The sequence below is a fragment of the Halanaerobium sp. ST460_2HS_T2 genome (assembly GCF_003337665.1).
Classification (GTDB): Bacteria; Bacillota; Halanaerobiia; order Halanaerobiales; family Halanaerobiaceae; genus Halanaerobium; species Halanaerobium kushneri.
Map to the genome: position 1 here is coordinate 1 of NZ_QPJF01000027.1, position 18,373 is coordinate 18,373.

The 18,373-nt window shown below is 32.3% G+C and carries 22 protein-coding genes; 4 read left to right on the forward strand and 18 right to left on the reverse strand.

Annotated features, from left to right (window positions below):
• The first annotated feature begins 65 nt into the window (after nt 1–65).
• Nucleotides 66–284, forward strand: a complete 219-nt coding sequence (locus DFR80_RS12300; protein ID WP_233493856.1) for a hypothetical protein — start codon at nt 66–68, stop codon at nt 282–284.
• Nucleotides 285–345: 61 nt separating this feature from the next.
• On the opposite strand, the gene DFR80_RS12305 is transcribed toward DFR80_RS12300, so the two are convergent.
• The 4 genes from DFR80_RS12305 to DFR80_RS12320 all read right to left on the reverse strand — a co-directional run bounded on the left by DFR80_RS12305 (nt 346) and on the right by DFR80_RS12320 (nt 2,796).
• Nucleotides 346–852 (reverse strand): FxsA family protein, encoded by a 507-nt coding sequence (locus DFR80_RS12305; RefSeq protein ID WP_114490127.1) that lies wholly within the window; start codon nt 850–852, stop codon nt 346–348.
• Nucleotides 853–894: 42 nt separating this feature from the next.
• Nucleotides 895–1,572, reverse strand: coding sequence for an HDIG domain-containing metalloprotein (locus DFR80_RS12310; protein ID WP_084566163.1), 678 nt, complete (start codon nt 1,570–1,572; stop codon nt 895–897).
• A 104-nt stretch (nt 1,573–1,676) separates the two neighbouring features.
• Nucleotides 1,677–2,474, reverse strand: a complete 798-nt coding sequence (locus tag DFR80_RS12315) for a TIGR00266 family protein (protein ID WP_076545341.1) — start codon at nt 2,472–2,474, stop codon at nt 1,677–1,679.
• A 19-nt stretch (nt 2,475–2,493) separates the two neighbouring features.
• Entirely contained in the window at nt 2,494–2,796 is a 303-nt protein-coding gene (locus DFR80_RS12320) for a hypothetical protein (RefSeq protein WP_076545342.1), read from the reverse strand.
• Between the two features lie 203 nt (nt 2,797–2,999).
• Here DFR80_RS12320 and DFR80_RS12325 point away from each other — a divergent pair, with 203 nt between their 5' ends.
• A complete protein-coding gene (locus tag DFR80_RS12325) occupies nt 3,000–4,580 on the forward strand; it encodes a flagellar hook-length control protein FliK (RefSeq protein ID WP_114490128.1) in 1,581 nt (526 codons plus the stop codon).
• A 67-nt stretch (nt 4,581–4,647) separates the two neighbouring features.
• Nucleotides 4,648–4,929, forward strand: a complete 282-nt coding sequence (locus DFR80_RS12330) for an EscU/YscU/HrcU family type III secretion system export apparatus switch protein (RefSeq protein ID WP_076545344.1) — start codon at nt 4,648–4,650, stop codon at nt 4,927–4,929.
• Nucleotide 4,930: 1 nt separating this feature from the next.
• Here the strand turns inward: DFR80_RS12330 and DFR80_RS12335 are convergent, their stop codons facing one another.
• From DFR80_RS12335 to DFR80_RS12345, 3 genes are read right to left on the reverse strand one after another with little or no spacing between them, the layout of a single operon-like run.
• Nucleotides 4,931–5,455: a hypothetical protein gene (locus tag DFR80_RS12335; RefSeq protein WP_076545345.1), complete on the reverse strand. Its 525-nt coding sequence runs from the start codon at nt 5,453–5,455 to the stop codon at nt 4,931–4,933.
• A gap of 54 nt (nt 5,456–5,509) precedes the next feature.
• Nucleotides 5,510–5,965, reverse strand: a complete 456-nt coding sequence (locus DFR80_RS12340) for a chemotaxis protein CheX (protein ID WP_076545346.1) — start codon at nt 5,963–5,965, stop codon at nt 5,510–5,512.
• The gene (locus tag DFR80_RS12345) at nt 5,965–6,396 is read right to left on the reverse strand and encodes a bacteriohemerythrin (RefSeq protein WP_076545347.1); all 432 of its coding nucleotides are present in this window, start codon (nt 6,394–6,396) and stop codon (nt 5,965–5,967) included. Before DFR80_RS12345 ends, DFR80_RS12340 begins: the two co-directional genes overlap by 1 nt.
• A 169-nt stretch (nt 6,397–6,565) precedes the next feature.
• Here DFR80_RS12345 and DFR80_RS12350 point away from each other — a divergent pair, with 169 nt between their 5' ends.
• Nucleotides 6,566–7,357, forward strand: a complete 792-nt coding sequence (locus tag DFR80_RS12350; protein WP_076545348.1) for a hypothetical protein — start codon at nt 6,566–6,568, stop codon at nt 7,355–7,357.
• 102 nt (nt 7,358–7,459) lie between these two features.
• Here the strand turns inward: DFR80_RS12350 and DFR80_RS12355 are convergent, their stop codons facing one another.
• The 11 genes from DFR80_RS12355 to DFR80_RS12405 all read right to left on the reverse strand — a co-directional run bounded on the left by DFR80_RS12355 (nt 7,460) and on the right by DFR80_RS12405 (nt 18,336).
• Entirely contained in the window at nt 7,460–8,110 is a 651-nt protein-coding gene (locus tag DFR80_RS12355; RefSeq protein WP_076545349.1) for a Spy/CpxP family protein refolding chaperone, read from the reverse strand.
• Between the two features lie 94 nt (nt 8,111–8,204).
• The gene (locus DFR80_RS12360; protein ID WP_076545350.1) at nt 8,205–8,603 is read right to left on the reverse strand and encodes a DUF2177 family protein; all 399 of its coding nucleotides are present in this window, start codon (nt 8,601–8,603) and stop codon (nt 8,205–8,207) included.
• A 4-nt stretch (nt 8,604–8,607) separates the two neighbouring features.
• On the reverse strand, nt 8,608–9,732 hold the full coding sequence (locus tag DFR80_RS12365) for a CBS domain-containing protein (protein ID WP_233493861.1): 1,125 nt from the start codon (nt 9,730–9,732) through the stop codon (nt 8,608–8,610).
• A gap of 22 nt (nt 9,733–9,754) precedes the next feature.
• Nucleotides 9,755–11,395 carry a glycoside hydrolase family 10 protein gene (locus DFR80_RS12370; RefSeq protein WP_076545352.1) on the reverse strand — a complete coding sequence of 547 codons (1,641 nt, stop codon included), beginning with the start codon at nt 11,393–11,395 and terminating at the stop codon, nt 9,755–9,757.
• A complete protein-coding gene (locus DFR80_RS12375) occupies nt 11,388–12,665 on the reverse strand; it encodes an ABC transporter substrate-binding protein (RefSeq protein ID WP_076545353.1) in 1,278 nt (425 codons plus the stop codon). Before DFR80_RS12375 ends, DFR80_RS12370 begins: the two co-directional genes overlap by 8 nt.
• 161 nt (nt 12,666–12,826) lie before the next feature.
• Entirely contained in the window at nt 12,827–13,720 is an 894-nt protein-coding gene (locus DFR80_RS12380) for a YegS/Rv2252/BmrU family lipid kinase (protein WP_076545354.1), read from the reverse strand.
• 60 nt (nt 13,721–13,780) lie between these two features.
• Nucleotides 13,781–14,923 (reverse strand): DUF4097 family beta strand repeat-containing protein, encoded by a 1,143-nt coding sequence (locus DFR80_RS12385; RefSeq protein ID WP_114490129.1) that lies wholly within the window; start codon nt 14,921–14,923, stop codon nt 13,781–13,783.
• A gap of 12 nt (nt 14,924–14,935) precedes the next feature.
• A complete protein-coding gene (locus DFR80_RS12390; RefSeq protein WP_114490130.1) occupies nt 14,936–15,697 on the reverse strand; it encodes an ABC transporter permease in 762 nt (253 codons plus the stop codon).
• The gene (locus tag DFR80_RS12395) at nt 15,694–16,395 is read right to left on the reverse strand and encodes an ABC transporter ATP-binding protein (RefSeq protein ID WP_076545358.1); all 702 of its coding nucleotides are present in this window, start codon (nt 16,393–16,395) and stop codon (nt 15,694–15,696) included. Before DFR80_RS12395 ends, DFR80_RS12390 begins: the two co-directional genes overlap by 4 nt.
• Nucleotides 16,388–16,765, reverse strand: a complete 378-nt coding sequence (locus DFR80_RS12400; protein ID WP_076545359.1) for a GntR family transcriptional regulator — start codon at nt 16,763–16,765, stop codon at nt 16,388–16,390. The genes DFR80_RS12395 and DFR80_RS12400 overlap by 8 nt, the downstream gene beginning before the upstream one ends.
• 437 nt (nt 16,766–17,202) lie before the next feature.
• Nucleotides 17,203–18,336 carry an aldo/keto reductase gene (locus DFR80_RS12405; protein WP_076545360.1) on the reverse strand — a complete coding sequence of 378 codons (1,134 nt, stop codon included), beginning with the start codon at nt 18,334–18,336 and terminating at the stop codon, nt 17,203–17,205.
• Between the last annotated feature and the right edge of the window lie 37 nt (nt 18,337–18,373).

Sequence of the window (18,373 nt, forward strand, 5' to 3'; positions counted from 1 at the left end):
AAAGGATAAGGGTGTGACTGAATATTCTGTAGATAGTATAGTTTCTCAATAACTTAAATTTGACAATGCTTAAATATTTTTATGCAATGCTAGTGACTTTTATTGAAAAAGAACACAAAGAATTTTTAGAGAGAGAATATAGTTTTAAAGATGATATAGCTTCGGCTTTTAGAGTTTCTGTTCTCATGACCAATAAGCTGATTTATGAAATGCAACTAGAAGAAAATTATTCTTTTGCTCATATTTTCAATCTAAGACATCGTCTGCTCTATCAAAATGCATAATTTGAATATTAATTCAAAAAAGAGGAGTCCGATCTTTAAAAATCGGGCTCCTCTTTTCTATTTATTTTAAATCTTCATCTTCTTCCACTTTCTCAGCCTCTACATCAATAAAATCATCCTGATAATCAGCATATTTATCACTAGTCTGCTGATTATTTTTTTTCTGATTAAATCGACTTCCATAATGAACTTCAACCTTATTTTCTTTAACATATTTAAGAAAATATTTTTTCACCAGGGCCGCAATCAAATCCCTAGAACCGGGCAAAATCAATAAAAAGCCTGTAATGTCGGTTAAAAAACCCGGAGTTAATAGGGTTACACCACCAATTAAAATCAGTAAAGCACTGATTAAGTCATCTGTAGGCATCTTACCCTGATTAAGATTTGAACGAATATTACTAACAACCTGGTAACCCTGCCTTTTTGCAATGCTGATTCCGGCTGCACCTGTAAAGATAATTATCATTACAGTTGTAAAAACACCAATAAATTTACTAACTTCCAGTAAAAAATAGAGTTCAATAAGTGGAACAAGAATAAATATCATTAATAATTTATAAAACATAAATACCTTCCTTAATTAAAATTATACTAGATTATTTTTATACTACTTCTCCTGATAATTAACATGCCCCAATAACTCGAGCTCATTAATTAAAAGTCGGAATCTACAGCCCAAATATTTAGCTGCTTCTTTACACATTTCCATTCTATAGAGATAAATTTCGAAATAATCCATTACCTGACTAATCGAGGAATCATAATCGATACTTAAGGTAATTGTTTCTTCTTCTGGATCTACAGAAATTTTAGAGTCCCGAATTGCAAGATTAACTCGGTCATGAATAAAAGTAGAATCTTTCTTATTAACTCTTGTTCTGTGGGCATCACTTTTATCAGCCAGAATTAAAGCAGCAGTAATTGGACTTACAGCCTTACCAATTTCTACATCATGATTAGCTATAGCTGTTGTAATCTTAGTTATATCTTCAAGTGGAACTCCTATTCTTCTTAATTCTGTATAAACTATATTGGCACCAGAAATACCATGATGTTTACGATTGAACATATTTCCAATATCATGCAGATAGCCTGTAATTGCTCCCAGTTCTACTGTTTTTTTATCAAAACCTAGTTCTTTAAGAATTCTACTTGTAGTTTCAGAGACATAATTAACATGCCTAAAACCATGCTCTGTATAACCTTTTTCTGAAAGATAATGATTGGCTTCTTTAATCATATGCTGAAAATCAGGATTAGCCTTTATTTCTCTTAGAGTCAACATAATATTACCTCCCTTATTTATCTTATATTATTAATTTTATAGGTATTAATATATATTATCTAATATTAAGGAAGGCTTTGCAAGTTAAAAGGACTACAACTTAATTAAAAATTGTCACCATCAAGCATATTCCCAATTTGTCCCAGTACAGAGCCCTCTCCCTTTTGTTTCCCGGAAAGGCGGGGAGCACTTTTGATAATTCTATCAGCAAGTCTGGAAAAAGGCAGACTCTGCAAATAAACTGTACCTGTACCCTGAAGAGTAGCCAGAAATAAACCTTCGCCTCCAAAGAGCATAGACTTCAATTCTCCTGCTCTTTCAATATTATAATCAATACCAGCTGTAAACCCAACCAGGCAGCCGGTATCAACTTTAATTTTTTCATTCCTTAATTCTTTTTTGACTACTGTACCACCTGCATGAACAAAGACCTTGCCATCTCCACTTAATTTTTGCAGAATAAAACCTTCGCCTCCAAACAAACCAGTACCGAAGCGCTTGTTAAATGTGATATCTACCTTAGTTCCCAGAGCAGCACATAAAAAAGCATCTTTTTGACAGGTAAACTGGTTTTGAGGTAATGCTGCCAGATCAAGATCAATAATTTTACCAGGATAGGGAGCTGCAAAAGCAATTTTTTTCTTCCCGTAATCTTTATTGGTAAAATGAGTCATAAATATTGATTCTCCAGTAATTACTCGCTTACCTGCTCCAAATATTTTACCAAGAATAGAATTATTAACCTCAGTTCCATCTCCCATTTTTGCTTCAAAAGAAATGCCATTATCCATCCAGTTCATTGCTCCAGCCTCAGCAATAACTGTTTCTTCCGGATCCAGCTCAACTTCCACAACCTGCATATCATCACCAATAATCTCATAATCAATCTCGTGACTTTTCATCTAAATCTCCTCTTTTCTTTTAGTGAACTAAATCTGAAATTTCAGCCGGTGTTATTAGACGGTCATCATAGGATATTATTAATTCCTCTTCTGTAAATTCTACCGCATCAACAACTCCTGTATAAGCTTTAATCCGTTCAATTAACACCTCAGCCTTACATTCCATTTCCTGCAGTTTAATTCTATATTCAACACTGTATTTCCTGCTGTGTTCTGATTTTTCTTTTAAAATTTCAGCTAATTCTTCCTCTGTTAACTGACTGCCACCGCAGTTATTTGGGCTTTGAGAACCACAACCACAGTTTCCACATTTCTCAGACATAAATTAACCTCCTTATCCAAATTTTAATAATCTATAAATAACAGTTAAGTTATAATTTTCTTTCCAATAACAATTACTAAAAATAATTGTTGTCTCTGCTATAATAATATATGAGATTTTAAAGGATTTCAATCAATTTTATAGAAATAAAGAATAAGCAAAAGAATAAAACAATTGATTATTAAATACCGGGAGTGAAGTTTATGGACTTAAATGGTCTGGCACCGATTAGAAAACTTGATATAGGAATACTTAGACAGGCTTTAAATACTGATAATATTACTACCGATGAAAGCCAGGGCAAAAGTGAAAATGCTGAACTACTGCCGGAAATTTTTCGTCTTCTTGCTTCTCTAGAAGATGATAGTCAAAAAATGCTTCTGGATAGCTGGGCTAAAATGGAAATGCCCTTGACTGAAAAAACTGTGGCAAATTTAATTCAATATTTAGGAGATAATCCGGCTACAAATGCAGAAGATAAAATGGCTGTGATTAAAGCTTTTGCTTTTCTGGAAAGTAATAACCTCCCATTTTCAGAGAAGTTTGTTAATGCACTGCGTTCTGTTTTTAGTAATAATGGAAATTTAGGATCTATACTTGAACAGTTTATAAATTCAGACAATCAACTTTCTTCAAATCAGCTTAATAATCTGCTTTCCCAATTAAATATAACTGAGCTTAAAAACTCTCTCAATAATATTAATAATTTAGATCAGCAGAATCAAAATACAGTAAACCAGGAAACTGGTCCTAAAACAAATCTTAATTTTATAAACCAGAATTCGGAAACTACAGTTAATAACTTTACAGACCAGACGAATAACAATCTTAATCCTCAAATTTTAAATAACTTTAGTCAGCTGGACCAGGAATTTAAGAATATCATTTTAAATAATCTTAACAGACTCAACCAAGATTTTGACCGAAATACGCTTAAAATTTTAAATAATTTTTTGACACATAATAATGTCGAATCCAGCTCGGAAAAACTATCTTTAGTAAAAGCTTTTGCTTTTTTAGAAAATAATAAGCTGCCTTTATCTGAAAATCTGATTAAAGAAACTGCAGCTAAATTTGAGCAGAATATAAGTCAATTCACTGAAAGTTTAACTAATAAAAACCAGATTTTTACTAATTTAAATCAGCAGAATTCTCCTCTGTTAAATAGAAATGAATCAGCAGTAAATTTAGACAATCCAGCCCAGAATATTGCTGAATCTCTGTCTGCTCATAGTAAAATTTCGGATCAGATTCTTTCTCTTTTCAATAGAACTGGAGGGGAAAACGAAGAAAAAATTGCAGATAATATTTTAGGACAGAAACTTATCAATTTACAACAGCAGAGCCAAAATACACCTCTAATGCTGGCACTTGAAATTCCAGTCCAACTTCCAAATAACAAACTTTCTTCTCTACTTTTAAAAATTGAAGAAGATCGAAATGGTGAATCTGAAAATAAAAAAGCCAAAAAAGGATATAATATATCTTTTATTTTAGAATTCGAAAATATTGGTCCTATTCAAACTAAAATAAATGTGGATCAAAAAAACATTAATACAACTATTTTTACAGAAAGTGCTCAAACGGCAGATCTAATTGAAGCAAACTTTAACAGTTTGCAGTCAAATCTAAAAAATGAAGGTTTTACTATTAACAGTTTTCGCATCAAAAACTTTTCTAATTTGAAATCAGAAAGAGATGATTTTTTTAATAATTTAATTCTAAATGAATTGAATGAGTTTGATGATAATGGCAATTACAGACATATAGATATTAAAATTTAAATATCAAAATCTCACTAATTTATACTTTAATTAATAATCTTATATTTTCTGAAATGAGGTAATTTAGATGACAGTAAATAAAAATAAATCTGAAACTAAAAAAACCGTAGCACTTAAATATGATCAGAATACTGATCAAGCTCCCCGAATTATTGCAAGTGGGAAGGGGAGCATTGCTGAAAAAATAATAAAAAAAGCCAGACAGGAAAACATCCCTATCAAAGAAGATAAAGATGTTGTTCAGGTTCTGGCTGAACTCAATATAGGAGATGAAATCCCCGAAGAGCTGTACACTGTTATTGCAGAAATTCTTTCATTTTTCTATAACATAGAAGATCTTCAGGCATAATTTATTTTAGTGCTATATCGGCCTGGTACCATTTGATAAATTCTTCTAAAAAGTCCTCTGGTAATAATTCTAAGTAAACTACCAATTCATTATCTGCAGTTTCTGCTTTATATTCAATGATCAATTTACGCCCAGCAAGTTCGTATAATTTATCATCAATGTCTTCCAGTTTTTGAAAATGAGGAATTTCTATATCCTCTCCCCGTAAAGATCTAAAAATTATCCGCTCAATATCTTTTCTATTTACAATTTTAGTTTTTAAATGATCATCACCCTTAACTACAATAGTCCTATTAGTTAAAACAATTTTTTTATTCCAGACCTGATAGGTGCTCTTTATTATAGGTAATGCCTCAAATGCAAATAATAAAACACCTGATAAATAAATAAGATATATTAAAATTCGCTGATAAAGCCCAATGCCAGGATAAAAAAACTGCAGTAAAATACCTGCCATAAAAATTCCAATCGGAGTATAAAGTTTTTCTAAAAATCTATATTTATTATATTCATAAACTTCTTCCATAATTTCTGCCTCCATCGATAAGTGTTTAAAAGCCCCCACAGGAGCCTTTAAAAACTAATTAATCGAAAATCCAACATCAAATTCTCCCAGTTCAGTATTAAATTTAACCATCAATACCTTATCTGCTTCAGAACTGATATTGATATTCTTACCTGTTACAATCTGTGGTGGTGCAATGTCACAACTCAACCCCTGTGCTGTTAAACCAGTTGTAGCTTTACCGCTAATAATATTCCCCAGTTCTCCCATAGCTGAAGTTACAAATTTATCAAGCTTCTGCATCTCCATCCCTGACATGGCTTCCACAACTTTTAAAGCCATCTCACTGGAAAAACTATATACAATAGATCCTTTGATATCTCCTGTCATACCAATAATTACATTTGCTTCTTTATCAGTCACTAAGTCTTCCTGAATTGAAACTTCTTTCTTTTTAGGTTCTAATGAAAGCATAGTTTGAAAAACTGAATCAGTTGCTGCAATTATTGGATTTAAGTATTTTGCATCCATTACTTACTTTCCTCCTCATTCTCTTTAGCAGAATTTATATGTTCTCCAATATCCTGATCAGTTGAGGCAACATGATTAATCAACCAGGTTAAGAGCCTACCACTAAATTCCAGTAGAAAATCTTCATCATAATCATTTTTACTGTACTGATGCTGAAAATCTGCAACTTCGGCTTTAAAATCCTCATGAATTTGATGGTGTTTTTCGTAATCAGGATAATTGTACCTTTTCTGTAACGCTTCTTCGGCATCAAAATGTGTCACAACATATTCGCCCATAAAATTCAAAGTTTTTTCCACTTCTTCTTTTTTTTCAGCCTTCTCTTTATCACTTCTGACAGTCTGAATAAAATCTCCCAGGCGACTAAAGAGTTCCTTATGCTGCTTATCTACCAGTTCTACTCCAATTTTATACTCATCTCTCCAGATCATTTTTTCACTCCTCTTTCAAATATATAAATAATAATAATACTGATTATATTTTATTACATATTCAATGCTTTTTCAAATATCACACTTTCATCATTGTAAAAGAGATTAATTGAGAATATAATATAGATAAAGGCTTCTTTTAAAGATTAATTTCAGGAGGAGAGATAATATGTTTAAAAAAGCTACTATTTTTATTTTATTTATATTACTTCTTTTTAATTCAATTTCTGCTGCTGCAGCTGGACTGGATGATTTTGATAAACAGTTATTGATTAGAGTTTTTAAAGATGTTGATAGTGAAGATATTGAATACATGGCAAGACTTGGACTGAATAGTAAAGATATCAGCTTGATACTCTATTACTACAGCAACTCTGGTAAAATACTTGATCGGGATGAGCTGGACCGAATGATTCGAAATAGAGAAAGAATTAATGAATTTCACCGTTATTTTGGTATGCCAGCAATAATTTTTGATGATGATCTTATCCGTTTTAGACATCCATACCGTGAAAGACATTTCCCTCCTTTTAATAGTAAAAAATATGATAAAAAATATAAGTTCAATGGGGGAACAGAAGTATTAAAAGTACGTGGTAACAATTATGATTATAAATATAATAATAATCGGACCGGAGTCGAAGAAAAAATAGAAATTAAAAATAAAAAATATGAGTATTATTATCGAGATCGTAATATGATAGAAATGCTTGAAGTTCATCATGCTAATAATAAATATAGTTATTATTACAAAAATTTAAATACTGGCAGAGTTATCCAGAAAGAAGGCAGAGGACAAAGAGCAACTCGAGATAATGTTTACGAAGAATTAAAAGAAAAATACCATGATTTAGAAGATGATGACTTTAATGATGATTATAATGAAGATCAGAAAAATGATGACAGTGGAGTTGATATACAGTTCGATATTAAGATTGATTTAAGTGATCTTTTAAATTAAATGTTCTAAATGTTAATTTAAAATATTTAATATCTAATTTAAAGGCCGGGATTATAACCCCGGCCTTTTTTGTTCTTTAATTAATTATTTGATTTTTTTAACTTAATGACACCAGCCAGCTCCATAACCAAATTCTCTTCCATTATAAGCTCCGGGAGTACCAAAACTGTCATACCTGCCGCCCATAAAAGCTCCTCCCATCATACCACCCATCATACCATAATGAAAATCATCAAAATCTGAATAGCCATTTCTGCCATAATTCATTCGAAATCCAGGGCCAAAATCATTATTAAAACGATTCTGGAAACGCTCTTCATAATTTAAACGATTTTCTTCAATCAAGTTAAGCTGTTCTTCTGTTAAAACAGATTCTATTTTTTCCTGATTATTAATTCTTTTTTCATCCAGCTGAGTCAACACTTTTTCAATCTGATCTTCTGTTTTACCAATCTCAGCATTAGAAGCACCTCTAAATTCTAGATCCCTAAGTTGACGATTTAAGTCTCTTAATTGATCTCTTAATTCTTCAGTATCATTATAAAATTCATTTCTTAAATCAGCAATTTGATTAATCTGTTCATCACTTAAGTCAATTCTATTATAACCTACTCCAACATCGTCTCTATCTCTATTATAAAAAGATTGACCTCCAGGACCCATTTTTGACTGAGCACCATGGGCAAAAATTGCACCTGTAAAACCTGTCATTACAAAGACCAGCACCAGTAAAACTGTAAATATTTTTTTCATATTTCATTCACTCCTTAATAGTTATTAGATGATTTTCTTAACTTCTGACTTAATTATAGGAGTAAATTATGAAGGAAATATGAATTTAAAAAAATTATTTAAAATAATTAATAACTAGATAGCTTAAATAAGAAGTAAAACCTCCTAAGAAACTGCCCCAGATTAAATCTATAATTGTTATCATTAAGGGCCAGTCTTTAATTGTTGCTAAATTAGTCAAATCGTAAGTTGAATAAGTTATTAAACCAAAAAACATACCGGCAAATAAAGCATACTGCCAGCTGGAAATAGCAAGTGCTCTGTTGAGGACAAAGAAAACCAGACCAGCTGTAAAGAGCAGATAAAAAATCAGAGCAGCAACCATATTAAAGTTTTCCTTCATTAAAAATCCAAGTTGATTACGATAAAGATTCCTGGCCACTGCACCCAGCCAGATAAAATCAATGACAAGAAAAATAATAAATGTTATTAGATAATTTTTAAAATAAATCATCAAATTACTCCTTTTTTTCGATATTTTCTAGCTGTCTTACTCTGAGACCTGTCATCACATCCGAACGAGTAATAATACCTCTCAGTTCTTCTCCGTCCATTACCAGAAGTCGGCCAATATCTTTTTGGAAAAGCAGTTTGAAAGCTTCATAAAGTTCATCATTCTCACTTACACAGTGCAATTCCTTATTCATTATAGTCTGCACCGGGGTATTATGATATTCATCCTGTGGAATTTTTTGAGCATCTTCCATAGTAACAATACCAACAACCTGGTCATCTCTCAAAACAGGAAATCCCGAATGCTTATCATTAAACATTTTTTCAATTAAACGATGCACACTCATATTTGCCGGTACAGTCTTAACTTCTTCAGTCATTAAGTCTTTAACTTTAAGATCAGAAAGAGCACTTTTAATATTGCTAAACTGGTGTTCCTGAGAAGCACCAATATAAATAAAAAAGGCAATAAATATTAGGAGAAAGTTACCACTCATAAAACCTAAAATACCAAACATCAGGGCAAATCCTTTGCCAAATTTAGAAGCAATCTCAGTTGCTCTTCTAAATGATGTTCTTTGAGCAATAAATGCCCGCAGAATTCTTCCACCATCAGATGGAAAAGCAGGTAACAGATTAAAAATCCCCAAAAATATATTTAACTGACCGGTATATAAAACTATTAACCTTAAATCTTCTAAAATAAAATCTGGAGCATAGCTGCCTGAAAAAATAAAAATTAGACCAAGCAGCAGACTGGTAAGTGGTCCACTGGCTGCAATTTTCATTTCATCTTTTGGATCCTTAGATATCTCCTCAATATTAGCCAGCCCACCAAAAAGCATTAAAGTAATATCAGTAGTTTCCACATCTTTAGTTCTGGCTACAAGCGAATGAGCCAGCTCATGAATTAAAATACTGATAAAAAGCATTACAGCCATTATAAAACCTAGTAAATAAGGATTTAAAATTAACTGTCTTCTGGCAATATCGGTGTTTTCAGTCAGATAAATTATGTTACTGCCAAAAGCCCAGGCAAAAAAGGGGAGGATTATTAATAAACTAATGTGAATTTTAACAGGTATTCCAAACAGATGGCCAACAGTAAAAGAACTTTTCAATTTTATCACCCCTGCCTAAAAATTTGAGATTTTAATATAAGTTTATAATATCTTTTAAATAGTTAAAATCCTTTTCCAGCACTCCTGTTACTTTTTCAGAAAGATTAAGATTATTTTTTTCGACATAATCTAAAAAATTAAAGTCTGCTTTTGTAGCTTTACTGCAAATTTGATTGAGAAAAGTCCTTATCTTTATTAAATCATCGGTTTCAATTGCTTCTGCTTCTTTTATAATATTTAACCTTTTCAAGATAAAATCCTGCATTTTAGCCAAAGATTCTCTTTTATTTTTATCGGGTAATAATGCTGGAACAGAAAAAACTCCCTGAGCCAGTCTCTGATAATCTCCTTCTGTTAAATGAGCTGCTGCAAATAAAGAAACACCGTTAGGATTGATCTGATTAATCTCCTCTATTTGAGCAATTAACTGTTCTGAGCTCAACTTAAAAACTGAAACACCGGCATATAATGGCTTTTTAATCTGACTGCGATCTTCTTTAATCCAACTTCTGAGCTCAGAAAATAAATTTTCTGTATAGGTCATTGGTAAAACAAAATCTAAGTAATCATTTTTAAGCCAGAGAGACCAGTTCTGTAAAGCTCGATAACGTGCTTCTTCTCTTCCCGGAATTACATCAGCAGAAATCTTTAAATTTGGATCAATTAATCTTAATTGTTTAGTGGTTTCTTTTACCATTTGAGTAATTAAATCTTCTCTGTACTGATTCCAGATAGAAAATTCTGCACTACCACTTTTAATTGTAAAAGGATCAAGTCCGGTTTTTTCTTTAAATTTTTCAACACTAATTTGATCATAACCAAAACTACCTCGATATTCCTCTGGAAAACGAATATAATCCAGATTAATTCCATCAATATTATAATTTTTTACCAGATAAGCATATCTCTTTTGCAAAAATTCTCTAACATCTTCTCTTGCAGGTGAAAGCCAGGTAGAATTATGATAACTTACTACCTCTCCTTCTTTATTTTTATTAGCCCAATCCGGATTATTTTCTAATATCCGTCCTGGTTTTCCAGCTGTGTTTTCATTAAAAACCCAGACCCAGGGATGAACTTCCATATTTCTTGCTGCTGCTTCTTCGATTAAAACTTTTAGTGGATCTTCCTTCCAATTTTTAAAACGCGGATCCTGAAAAAATAATTCATTATCAGCAATTACAGACATTCCCTTATAAAATGTTTCCGGAAAAATGACATTAAAATTAGCCTTCTGAGCCTGATTGAGAAGTTTCTGAACCCCTGATCGGCCGCCGGTTTTAGCAAAAGTACCACTATCCAACCAGAATCCACGCAGCTGCACAGGCTTTGATTCCGTAGTTTTTAAAAGAAGCTGATTTGAAAATCTAATTATTATTTTAGATATTCTATCGACTTCAAAATCATTATTATTTTTGTATGCCTGCTGCAGCTGCTGATAATACGCATCGATTTTTTTGAGCTCATCATCAATTTCAGATTGGTAAAATATTTTGAAATCAGATTTAGCTCTATTCATTTTTTTATCCAGGTTATTTAAAGATCTTTCTGCAGCTCGAATTTTCAACAGAGAACTGCGATAAACTTCTGGTTTAAAATAAGCTGCTGAATTAAGAGAATAAACAAGTATAATTATCAATACCAAAAAAATAAAATTCAATTTTTTAATCATTTAAATTCTCCTCTGTTAAAATCTGATTCCATTTAGTTTCCATAATATTAAGAGCCTCTCTGGCAGAAATTTTACCGGCAAAAGCCCGGGCAAATTGTTCATTCATTACTTTAAGTAGTTCAGCTGCATCAGGATGCATAAGGGTTAAATCCTGATTCCTAAATAACTGCTTTCGTAAAATTATTTGAGCTTCATTTTCTAAAGATATATCCCCTGCTTTATCTCTTATTTTTTCCTGAAGTAGTTCCAGATCTTCTTCTGGAATAACAGCAGATGGTAATACTGAAGCCTGGGTCGAAAATTTTAACTGTGATTTGAGAGAAGTAATAAACTGAGCAAATTTAGCTGCTTCAATTTTATTTTCAGAAGCCTTAGGAATAACCAGATTCATTAAAGCAGCATTGATTACCCCCTCACCAGCCGGGGGAATTACTGCCGGTTTTGTTACATCATTTAGGTATTTAGAGTCATTTGCTATTTCTTTTAAAAATTGAGGTGCTGTAAATAAAATTGCCAGTTCATTATTCTTATAACGTTCGAGAGCAATATTAAAACCCGAACTTAGTGTATCAGCGGGAATTACTCCTTTTTTTCTGAGCTGTTGATATTTTAAAATTATTTTTTCTGCTTTTTGATTATTAAAAGCAGCCTTAAGCTGTCCATTATCTTCCTTAAACAACTCAATTCCGGCCTCAATAAATTCCTGCTCAATTTTGATCTGGGGCATCAGACCATAAACCCCTGTTTTCTTAGTTATAGTTTCTGCAAGTTGAAATAACTGATTTTGATCTTCAATTAACTGGTTAGGATTAAGACCTGCAATTTTAAAAATTTCCTGATTAAATACCATCAATTTTGAACTAAGATACCAGGGAAAAGCATAGTAAGCTCCCTGATAATAACCATTTTCCCAGAGTCGGGGATAATAATACTGGCTGTAATCTTGCTTTAAACTTGATACCGGGAACAAAAGATTATCCTCAAGCAGAGAAGCCATTAGCTGTGGTGAGAGATTAACCAGATCAGGAACTTCTCCTGCTGCCAGTTGGTGGCGTAATTTCTGATTAATAGTGGAAAAATTAACGTCCTCCCATTTAATTTTAAGTCCCGGGTTTTGGGTTTCAAATTCTTTTATTTTGGTTACAAAATAGTCATCAAATTTGGGGCTTAGATTAATTGTCCAGAATTCGATTTCTTTTTCTGCTGCTGCAGTTGCTGCTGAAAAAAAGAAAGTTATTAATAATATAGAAAGTAAAATCTTTTTTATCATCTTCAATCTCCTTTGACTTAAATATTTTAGCTGCTCATAATTAGCTTAAATGGCAAAAACCTCTCTATATAACGAGAGAGGCTCTTACCTGGCAGCAGGGCAAATTTATTAGCTTAATATATAATTAGCGATTTAAATCACTTTTCCTGCATTATAATTGCTTAAGCTGTGAAAACTTTTTGAGCAGCTGGAATCAGTTCAATTTCTAAGGGAAAAGCAGGACCTTTCTCTCCATCAATATCACAGTGCTCATCTCTACTGCTGTTTTTTAGTGTAATTTTAAAATAATTATCCTGAAGATAAATTAAATTCTTATTTTTAATCTCTTTACCATTAAATAAATCAGCTGCTGCTGTACTCAATTTTAAAATATTGCCAGTTTTGACTGCTAAGAGATCAAATAAACCATCATCTATCGAAGCCAGTTTGGCTATATTTTTAAAGCCCCCAGCATCTTTGCTGTTAAAAATAAAAAAACCCAGAAATTCTCCCTCAATTTTTTCCCTTGAAGTTTCAATTTCAAGCTGCATTGACTTGATATTAGGAAGCTCTTTTAACCCCTGCAAATAATAGGCAACTTTTCCCAGTCTATTTTTCATTTCAGTTTCTGTGCCGTGAGCAATCTGAGAAATAATACCTCCCACACAAACATTTAAAAAATATCTTTTATTAACCCGACCAACATCAATTTCTTTAATTTTCCAGTCCAGAATTCTTTTAATACTGTTTTCAATATTCTGGGTCATTCCCAGAAAAGAAGCAAAGTCATTGGCAGTCCCTGCCGGAATAATTCCCAACGGAAGATCAATCTGCTCTTTCTGCATTAAATCAACCATTTCGCTGGCAGATCCATCTCCACCTGCAACAATTATAGCTTCATAACTCTGATCAATATTTTCCAGACCTTTTTTAAAATCTCCTGGTTCCATACTTCTATAAATATCTACTCTAAATCCAGCAGCCTGAAACAGCTTTAAAAACTGATCTAAATAAGAATTAAAAGTTCTATCTCCTGCTGCTGGGTTATAAATTAATTTCACTTTTTTATTTAGCACTTCAATCAACTCCTATCAGGCAATTTAATTATATCATAAACTGCCTGCTAAGAACAAAAGCTATTTAATTAATATATCTCCATATTCGGAACTAATAGATATATTGTGTTCCGCTCTGCTTCCTCGGTAAACCAATTCCTTCTTATTTTCATAATTTACTCCTCCCAGATCAGCTGCTATATTACCATATTCAACTTTGAGATCATAATTATATAATTCGTAATCTTTAAGCCTTTCAATTGTACAGTCAGCATACTGTAATTCAAAATCTAGATCAGAGATATTTTTTAATCTTAAATCTCCATATTCAATATCTGCAGTTATTTTACCACTGATATTTTCAAAGCTAAAGCCAGTATAACGGCTGTTAATGTCGATATTTTTAGCTTCACTTATTTCGGCTCCTCCATAACGACTATTTATTATTAGATCAGAAGCTAAATTCTGAATTCTATTAAAACCATAAGCACTTTCTAGTTTAAACTCTCCTTCTATATTTCTAACTGTATTTTCTGTATAGGCTGATTCTAAATTTAAACTTGAAGCAAGATTAGTAATTCTGGCCTCACCATAGTCTAAATCAACTTCCACTCTACCGGAAATATTATCAATATTTGTACTTCCATAACGATTACTGGCTTCTAATGCAGCATCTAAACTTGAAACATCTAGGGCCCCATACTTATTTCTTAAATCTGTCATTAAATTTTCTGGAATACTAATTCTATAATCAATTTCTACCACATTAATCAAGTCAGGAGTAGAAGTCTGACTCTTATTAAGGGCTATCTCCAGTTTATCTCCCCGAAGATTATAAATTACTTCTAAATCTTTGATAAACTCCTCTGCAGCTTCTTTATCTTCAGCATGAACCTTGAGTGTATAATCAATATTTATTTCTTGATTTTGAGTTCCCGTTAAATCAATACTACCAAAATCGTTTTTTAAATAAAAAGTTCTAACTTCTTTATTTTCATTCAAAAAGTTGTAATCAAGAACCAGACTGCCATCTTTTTCTGCCTTTATACTATCACTATCAAAGCTATTCTGGAAAAAAGTCCCTTCCGTTTTAATTAAATCTTCTATTGATTCAGTAATAAAACCCTGAAATAAATGATTGTCAGATCTTACATATCTAATATCAGCAATCATCACCAGCGTTAAAATTATTAAAAGATAAGTTACAAATTTTTTTCTGCTCATTTTTTCCTCCTTTTAAACATCGACATCAGAAGCAAGCAAACGTGAATTTAAGAAAAAGAGGCCCACCATCATCAAAACAATTACTATAAATGGTGCTGAACCAATATATATTGTAGATTCACTGACTCCAGCAGGACTTTCTGTAAAAATTGTTATAGGTAGATCAGGCAACCAGTTAAAGAGATAGTTTAAAAATCCCCCAATTCTTAAAATGAGATAATGACTTAAAATAAAAACCAGAATACTAATTAAAAGCCTGAAACGATTAAAAAATGTAGCCACCAGATAGGAAAACTGAGTTATTAAATAAATCTGAATCCCACTTATTAGATAGGTTATATAAGCTAAAACAAGAAATTCTTTAAAAACTTCTCTTCCCAGTGTTTCCGGAATTTGACGAAATACTCCTGCTAAAAATCCCTGATGAAAATAAATATTGACCAAAATCAGAGCCCCACTCAAAATTAAATAATAACTAAAAGCAGGAAAAAACTTGGCAAAATTAATTTCGTATCCTTTACGGGGCAAAATTTTCAATAAATAAATTGTATTATTCCCCCACTCACTTCGATAAGAGTTATAGGCCAAAAAAAGCATTATCATTGGTAAGAAAAATAATGGAATAAAGCCAAGTCCAAAACTCAAACCCTGAGGCCAGTTTTCACTTCTACTAATTAAAAACCATTCCCAGACTGTTATAATCAAAGTAGAAACAATAATTAATATATTCAACTGTCTAAACTCTTTTTTAATTAAGGAAATTAGGCTTTTCATTCAAATACCTCCCCGATTAATTCTCTGATAGATTTACCTTTTTCTGCTCTTAAATCATCAGCATTAGCTGACAGCAGTAGTTTTCCATTTTCAATAAAAATTACATGATCCAGATACCTTTCTGCCTCTATTATTTCATGAGTGGCAAGGATTATTGACTGATTATCGCTATCAAATTCTCCAATTAAAGTTTCTAAAATTCTCTCCCTGGAAGCTGGATCAATTCCGGCCAGAGGTTCATCTAAAATAATGACTGCTGCACTGCGGCTTAAAACTAAAACAAGCTTTAATCTAGCAACCATCCCTTTAGAAAGATTATTTATCTTCTGATCAAGTTTTAAATTCATAAAATTTAGCAGTTCTTCAGCCTTCTTAGGAGAAAAATCGCTGTACTGTTCTTCGTGAAATCTAATCATTTCAGAAATTGTCATCCACTTATAAAGATGATTAATCTCCGGTAAAAAAGCAATATCCTGCATCAAATGCTGATATTTATTTTTTCTATTAATTTTTATCTGACCACTGTCTTTAACAATTAAACCAGAGATTATTTTAAGCAGAGTTGATTTCCCACTCCCATTGGGACCTACAATTCCAGTGATCATTCCAGCTGGAATATTTAAATCAATTCCTTTAAGAGCTTCAACTCCGGGAAACTTCTTTTTTACTCCACTAATTTCTATTATATTTTCACTCATCTTGATCCCTCCTCTTTAAATTTCTATTTATTTTTTCCAGAATATCATCTTTTTTAAATCCAAGCGAAATCATCTCATCTATAAATTCTTTAACAGCTGTGTCTGCCATATCTTTTTTGATTTCTATCATTACTTGATCATCATCCTTTATAAAAGTACCTCTTCCCCTTTTAGTTTCAACAAGTCCCCGCTGTTCCATTTCCCTATATGCTCTCTGGACAGTGTTGGGATTAACTTCAATTTTTTTGGCCAATTTCCGCTGTGAGGGTAATTTTTCTCCCGGTCTTAGTTCTCCTCTAACCAGCTCTTTTTTTATTTCCTCTATAACCTGTTCGTAAATCGGATAGGCTGCATCGAAATTAATATCCATCTCTTACCTCCTTTCAGTCAAATTTGATAGTGCACTAGTTAACTGGTACACTCATAGTATAATCTTATTAAATTGATTTGTCAAGTGATTTTTTGTAATTTTTTAGACAAAAAAATTCCGAGAAAAATAAAATCTCCCCGGAGCAGAAAATTCTTATTCAATTTCAGCAGAATTGCTGTAGCCTTTTGATTCCCCTGAATCCTCTGCATATGTTGCTGGCTGCAGAATAATACTGAGAACTAAAAATAACACTAAAAAAGTAAAAATTTTCTCATAATTTACCCTCCTTATTAGTCACAATTCTCTTTCTTTAATTATAACTCTTTTATTAGATAAAAGAAACCCGATAGAATATTATTCTACCGGGTTAATAACAATTTAGCTTTATAATTTGATTAAAGCTAACTTAGATTATATCTAATTTATTTTTTATTCATTTAAGCAATCTCCGCAAAATAACTGTCAACTTCTTTTAATAAATCAATTATATCAAGATTCTGGGGACACTGGGGTTCACACTGTCCACATTCTACACAATTACTCGCTCTGGCTGTCTCATCCATTTTAAAGTATTCTTCAGCCATTTTTTCTCCCTTATCCATTAATTTAGCCTGATTAAATTTAAAGAAGTTTTCTGGAATATTAACTTCTTCCGGACAGGGAAGACAGTATTCACAGCGGGTACAGGTAATTGGTCCTCTCATTTCTTCAGCTGCTTTTTCCATCATTTTAAATTCAGAATCACTCAATAAACCTACTTCTGATTCAGAAGCTGTTGCTAGATTTTCTTTTAACTGCTGCATATTACTCATTCCACTCAGAACAACTCCCGGTTCTTTTTGGCTCCATATCCAGTGTAGAGCCCATTCCACAGGAGTTCTTTCTTTATTTTCTGATTCAAATAAATCTTTTGCAGCTACCGGTGGTTCCTGAGCCAGCCAACCGCCGCGAATTGGTTCCATAATCACTACTGCTGTGCCCTGGTCATAAGCCTTTTTGAGTCCAGCCATTCCTGCCTGATATTCTGTATCCAGATAATTATATTGAATCTGACAGAAATCCCAGTCATGACCTTCTATAATTTCATCGAAGACATCATGGTTATCATGGAAAGAAAATCCAAGATATTCAATCTTACCTTCTTCTTTTTTTCTCTTACCCCATTCAATAATATCCAGGTCTTTAATTTTCTGCCAGCGTTCTGCATTTAAGGCATGTAAGAGATAGAAATCAATCTTTTCTACCTGAAGTTTTTCCAGCTGCTTATCTAAATATTTATCCAGATCAGCTTTCTCCTCAACTTCCCAGATTGGCAATTTTGTTGCCAGATAAGTTTTTTCTCTATAACCGTCTTTTAAAGCTTTTCCGACAACAATCTCACTTTCTCCCTGGTGATAGGGCCAGGCTGTATCAACATAATTAACACCATTATCAATTGCATAACGAATCATTTTAATTGCTTCTTCTTCATCAATATTGGAAGAATCATCTCCAATGATCGGCATCCTCATTGCCCCAAAACCAAGAGCAGAAACTTCTACATCAAGTTTACCCATCTTTCTGTACTGCATTTTTTTACCCCCAATTAATTAAATTCAATTTAATAAC

Coding starts and splice junctions, on each gene's coding strand:
- DFR80_RS12320 (WP_076545342.1), bottom strand. CDS start 2,796: ATGTCTGAGAAATGTGGAAACTGTGGTTGTGGTTCTCAAAGCCCAAAT.
- DFR80_RS12405 (WP_076545360.1), bottom strand. CDS start 18,336: ATGCAGTACAGAAAGATGGGTAAACTTGATGTAGAAGTTTCTGCTCTT.
- DFR80_RS12335 (WP_076545345.1), bottom strand. CDS start 5,455: ATGGAAGAAGTTTATGAATATAATAAATATAGATTTTTAGAAAAACTT.
- DFR80_RS12305 (WP_114490127.1), bottom strand. CDS start 852: ATGTTTTATAAATTATTAATGATATTTATTCTTGTTCCACTTATTGAA.
- DFR80_RS12375 (WP_076545353.1), bottom strand. CDS start 12,665: ATGATAAAAAAGATTTTACTTTCTATATTATTAATAACTTTCTTTTTT.
- DFR80_RS12370 (WP_076545352.1), bottom strand. CDS start 11,395: ATGATTAAAAAATTGAATTTTATTTTTTTGGTATTGATAATTATACTT.
- DFR80_RS12355 (WP_076545349.1), bottom strand. CDS start 8,110: ATGAAAAAAATATTTACAGTTTTACTGGTGCTGGTCTTTGTAATGACA.
- DFR80_RS12390 (WP_114490130.1), bottom strand. CDS start 15,697: ATGAAAAGCCTAATTTCCTTAATTAAAAAAGAGTTTAGACAGTTGAAT.
- DFR80_RS12395 (WP_076545358.1), bottom strand. CDS start 16,395: ATGAGTGAAAATATAATAGAAATTAGTGGAGTAAAAAAGAAGTTTCCC.
- DFR80_RS12385 (WP_114490129.1), bottom strand. CDS start 14,923: ATGAGCAGAAAAAAATTTGTAACTTATCTTTTAATAATTTTAACGCTG.
- DFR80_RS12360 (WP_076545350.1), bottom strand. CDS start 8,603: ATGATTTATTTTAAAAATTATCTAATAACATTTATTATTTTTCTTGTC.
- DFR80_RS12325 (WP_114490128.1), top strand. CDS start 3,000: ATGGACTTAAATGGTCTGGCACCGATTAGAAAACTTGATATAGGAATA.
- DFR80_RS12350 (WP_076545348.1), top strand. CDS start 6,566: ATGTTTAAAAAAGCTACTATTTTTATTTTATTTATATTACTTCTTTTT.
- DFR80_RS12310 (WP_084566163.1), bottom strand. CDS start 1,572: ATGTTGACTCTAAGAGAAATAAAGGCTAATCCTGATTTTCAGCATATG.
- DFR80_RS12340 (WP_076545346.1), bottom strand. CDS start 5,965: ATGGATGCAAAATACTTAAATCCAATAATTGCAGCAACTGATTCAGTT.
- DFR80_RS12300 (WP_233493856.1), top strand. CDS start 66: ATGCTTAAATATTTTTATGCAATGCTAGTGACTTTTATTGAAAAAGAA.
- DFR80_RS12315 (WP_076545341.1), bottom strand. CDS start 2,474: ATGAAAAGTCACGAGATTGATTATGAGATTATTGGTGATGATATGCAG.
- DFR80_RS12345 (WP_076545347.1), bottom strand. CDS start 6,396: ATGATCTGGAGAGATGAGTATAAAATTGGAGTAGAACTGGTAGATAAG.
- DFR80_RS12400 (WP_076545359.1), bottom strand. CDS start 16,765: ATGGATATTAATTTCGATGCAGCCTATCCGATTTACGAACAGGTTATA.
- DFR80_RS12330 (WP_076545344.1), top strand. CDS start 4,648: ATGACAGTAAATAAAAATAAATCTGAAACTAAAAAAACCGTAGCACTT.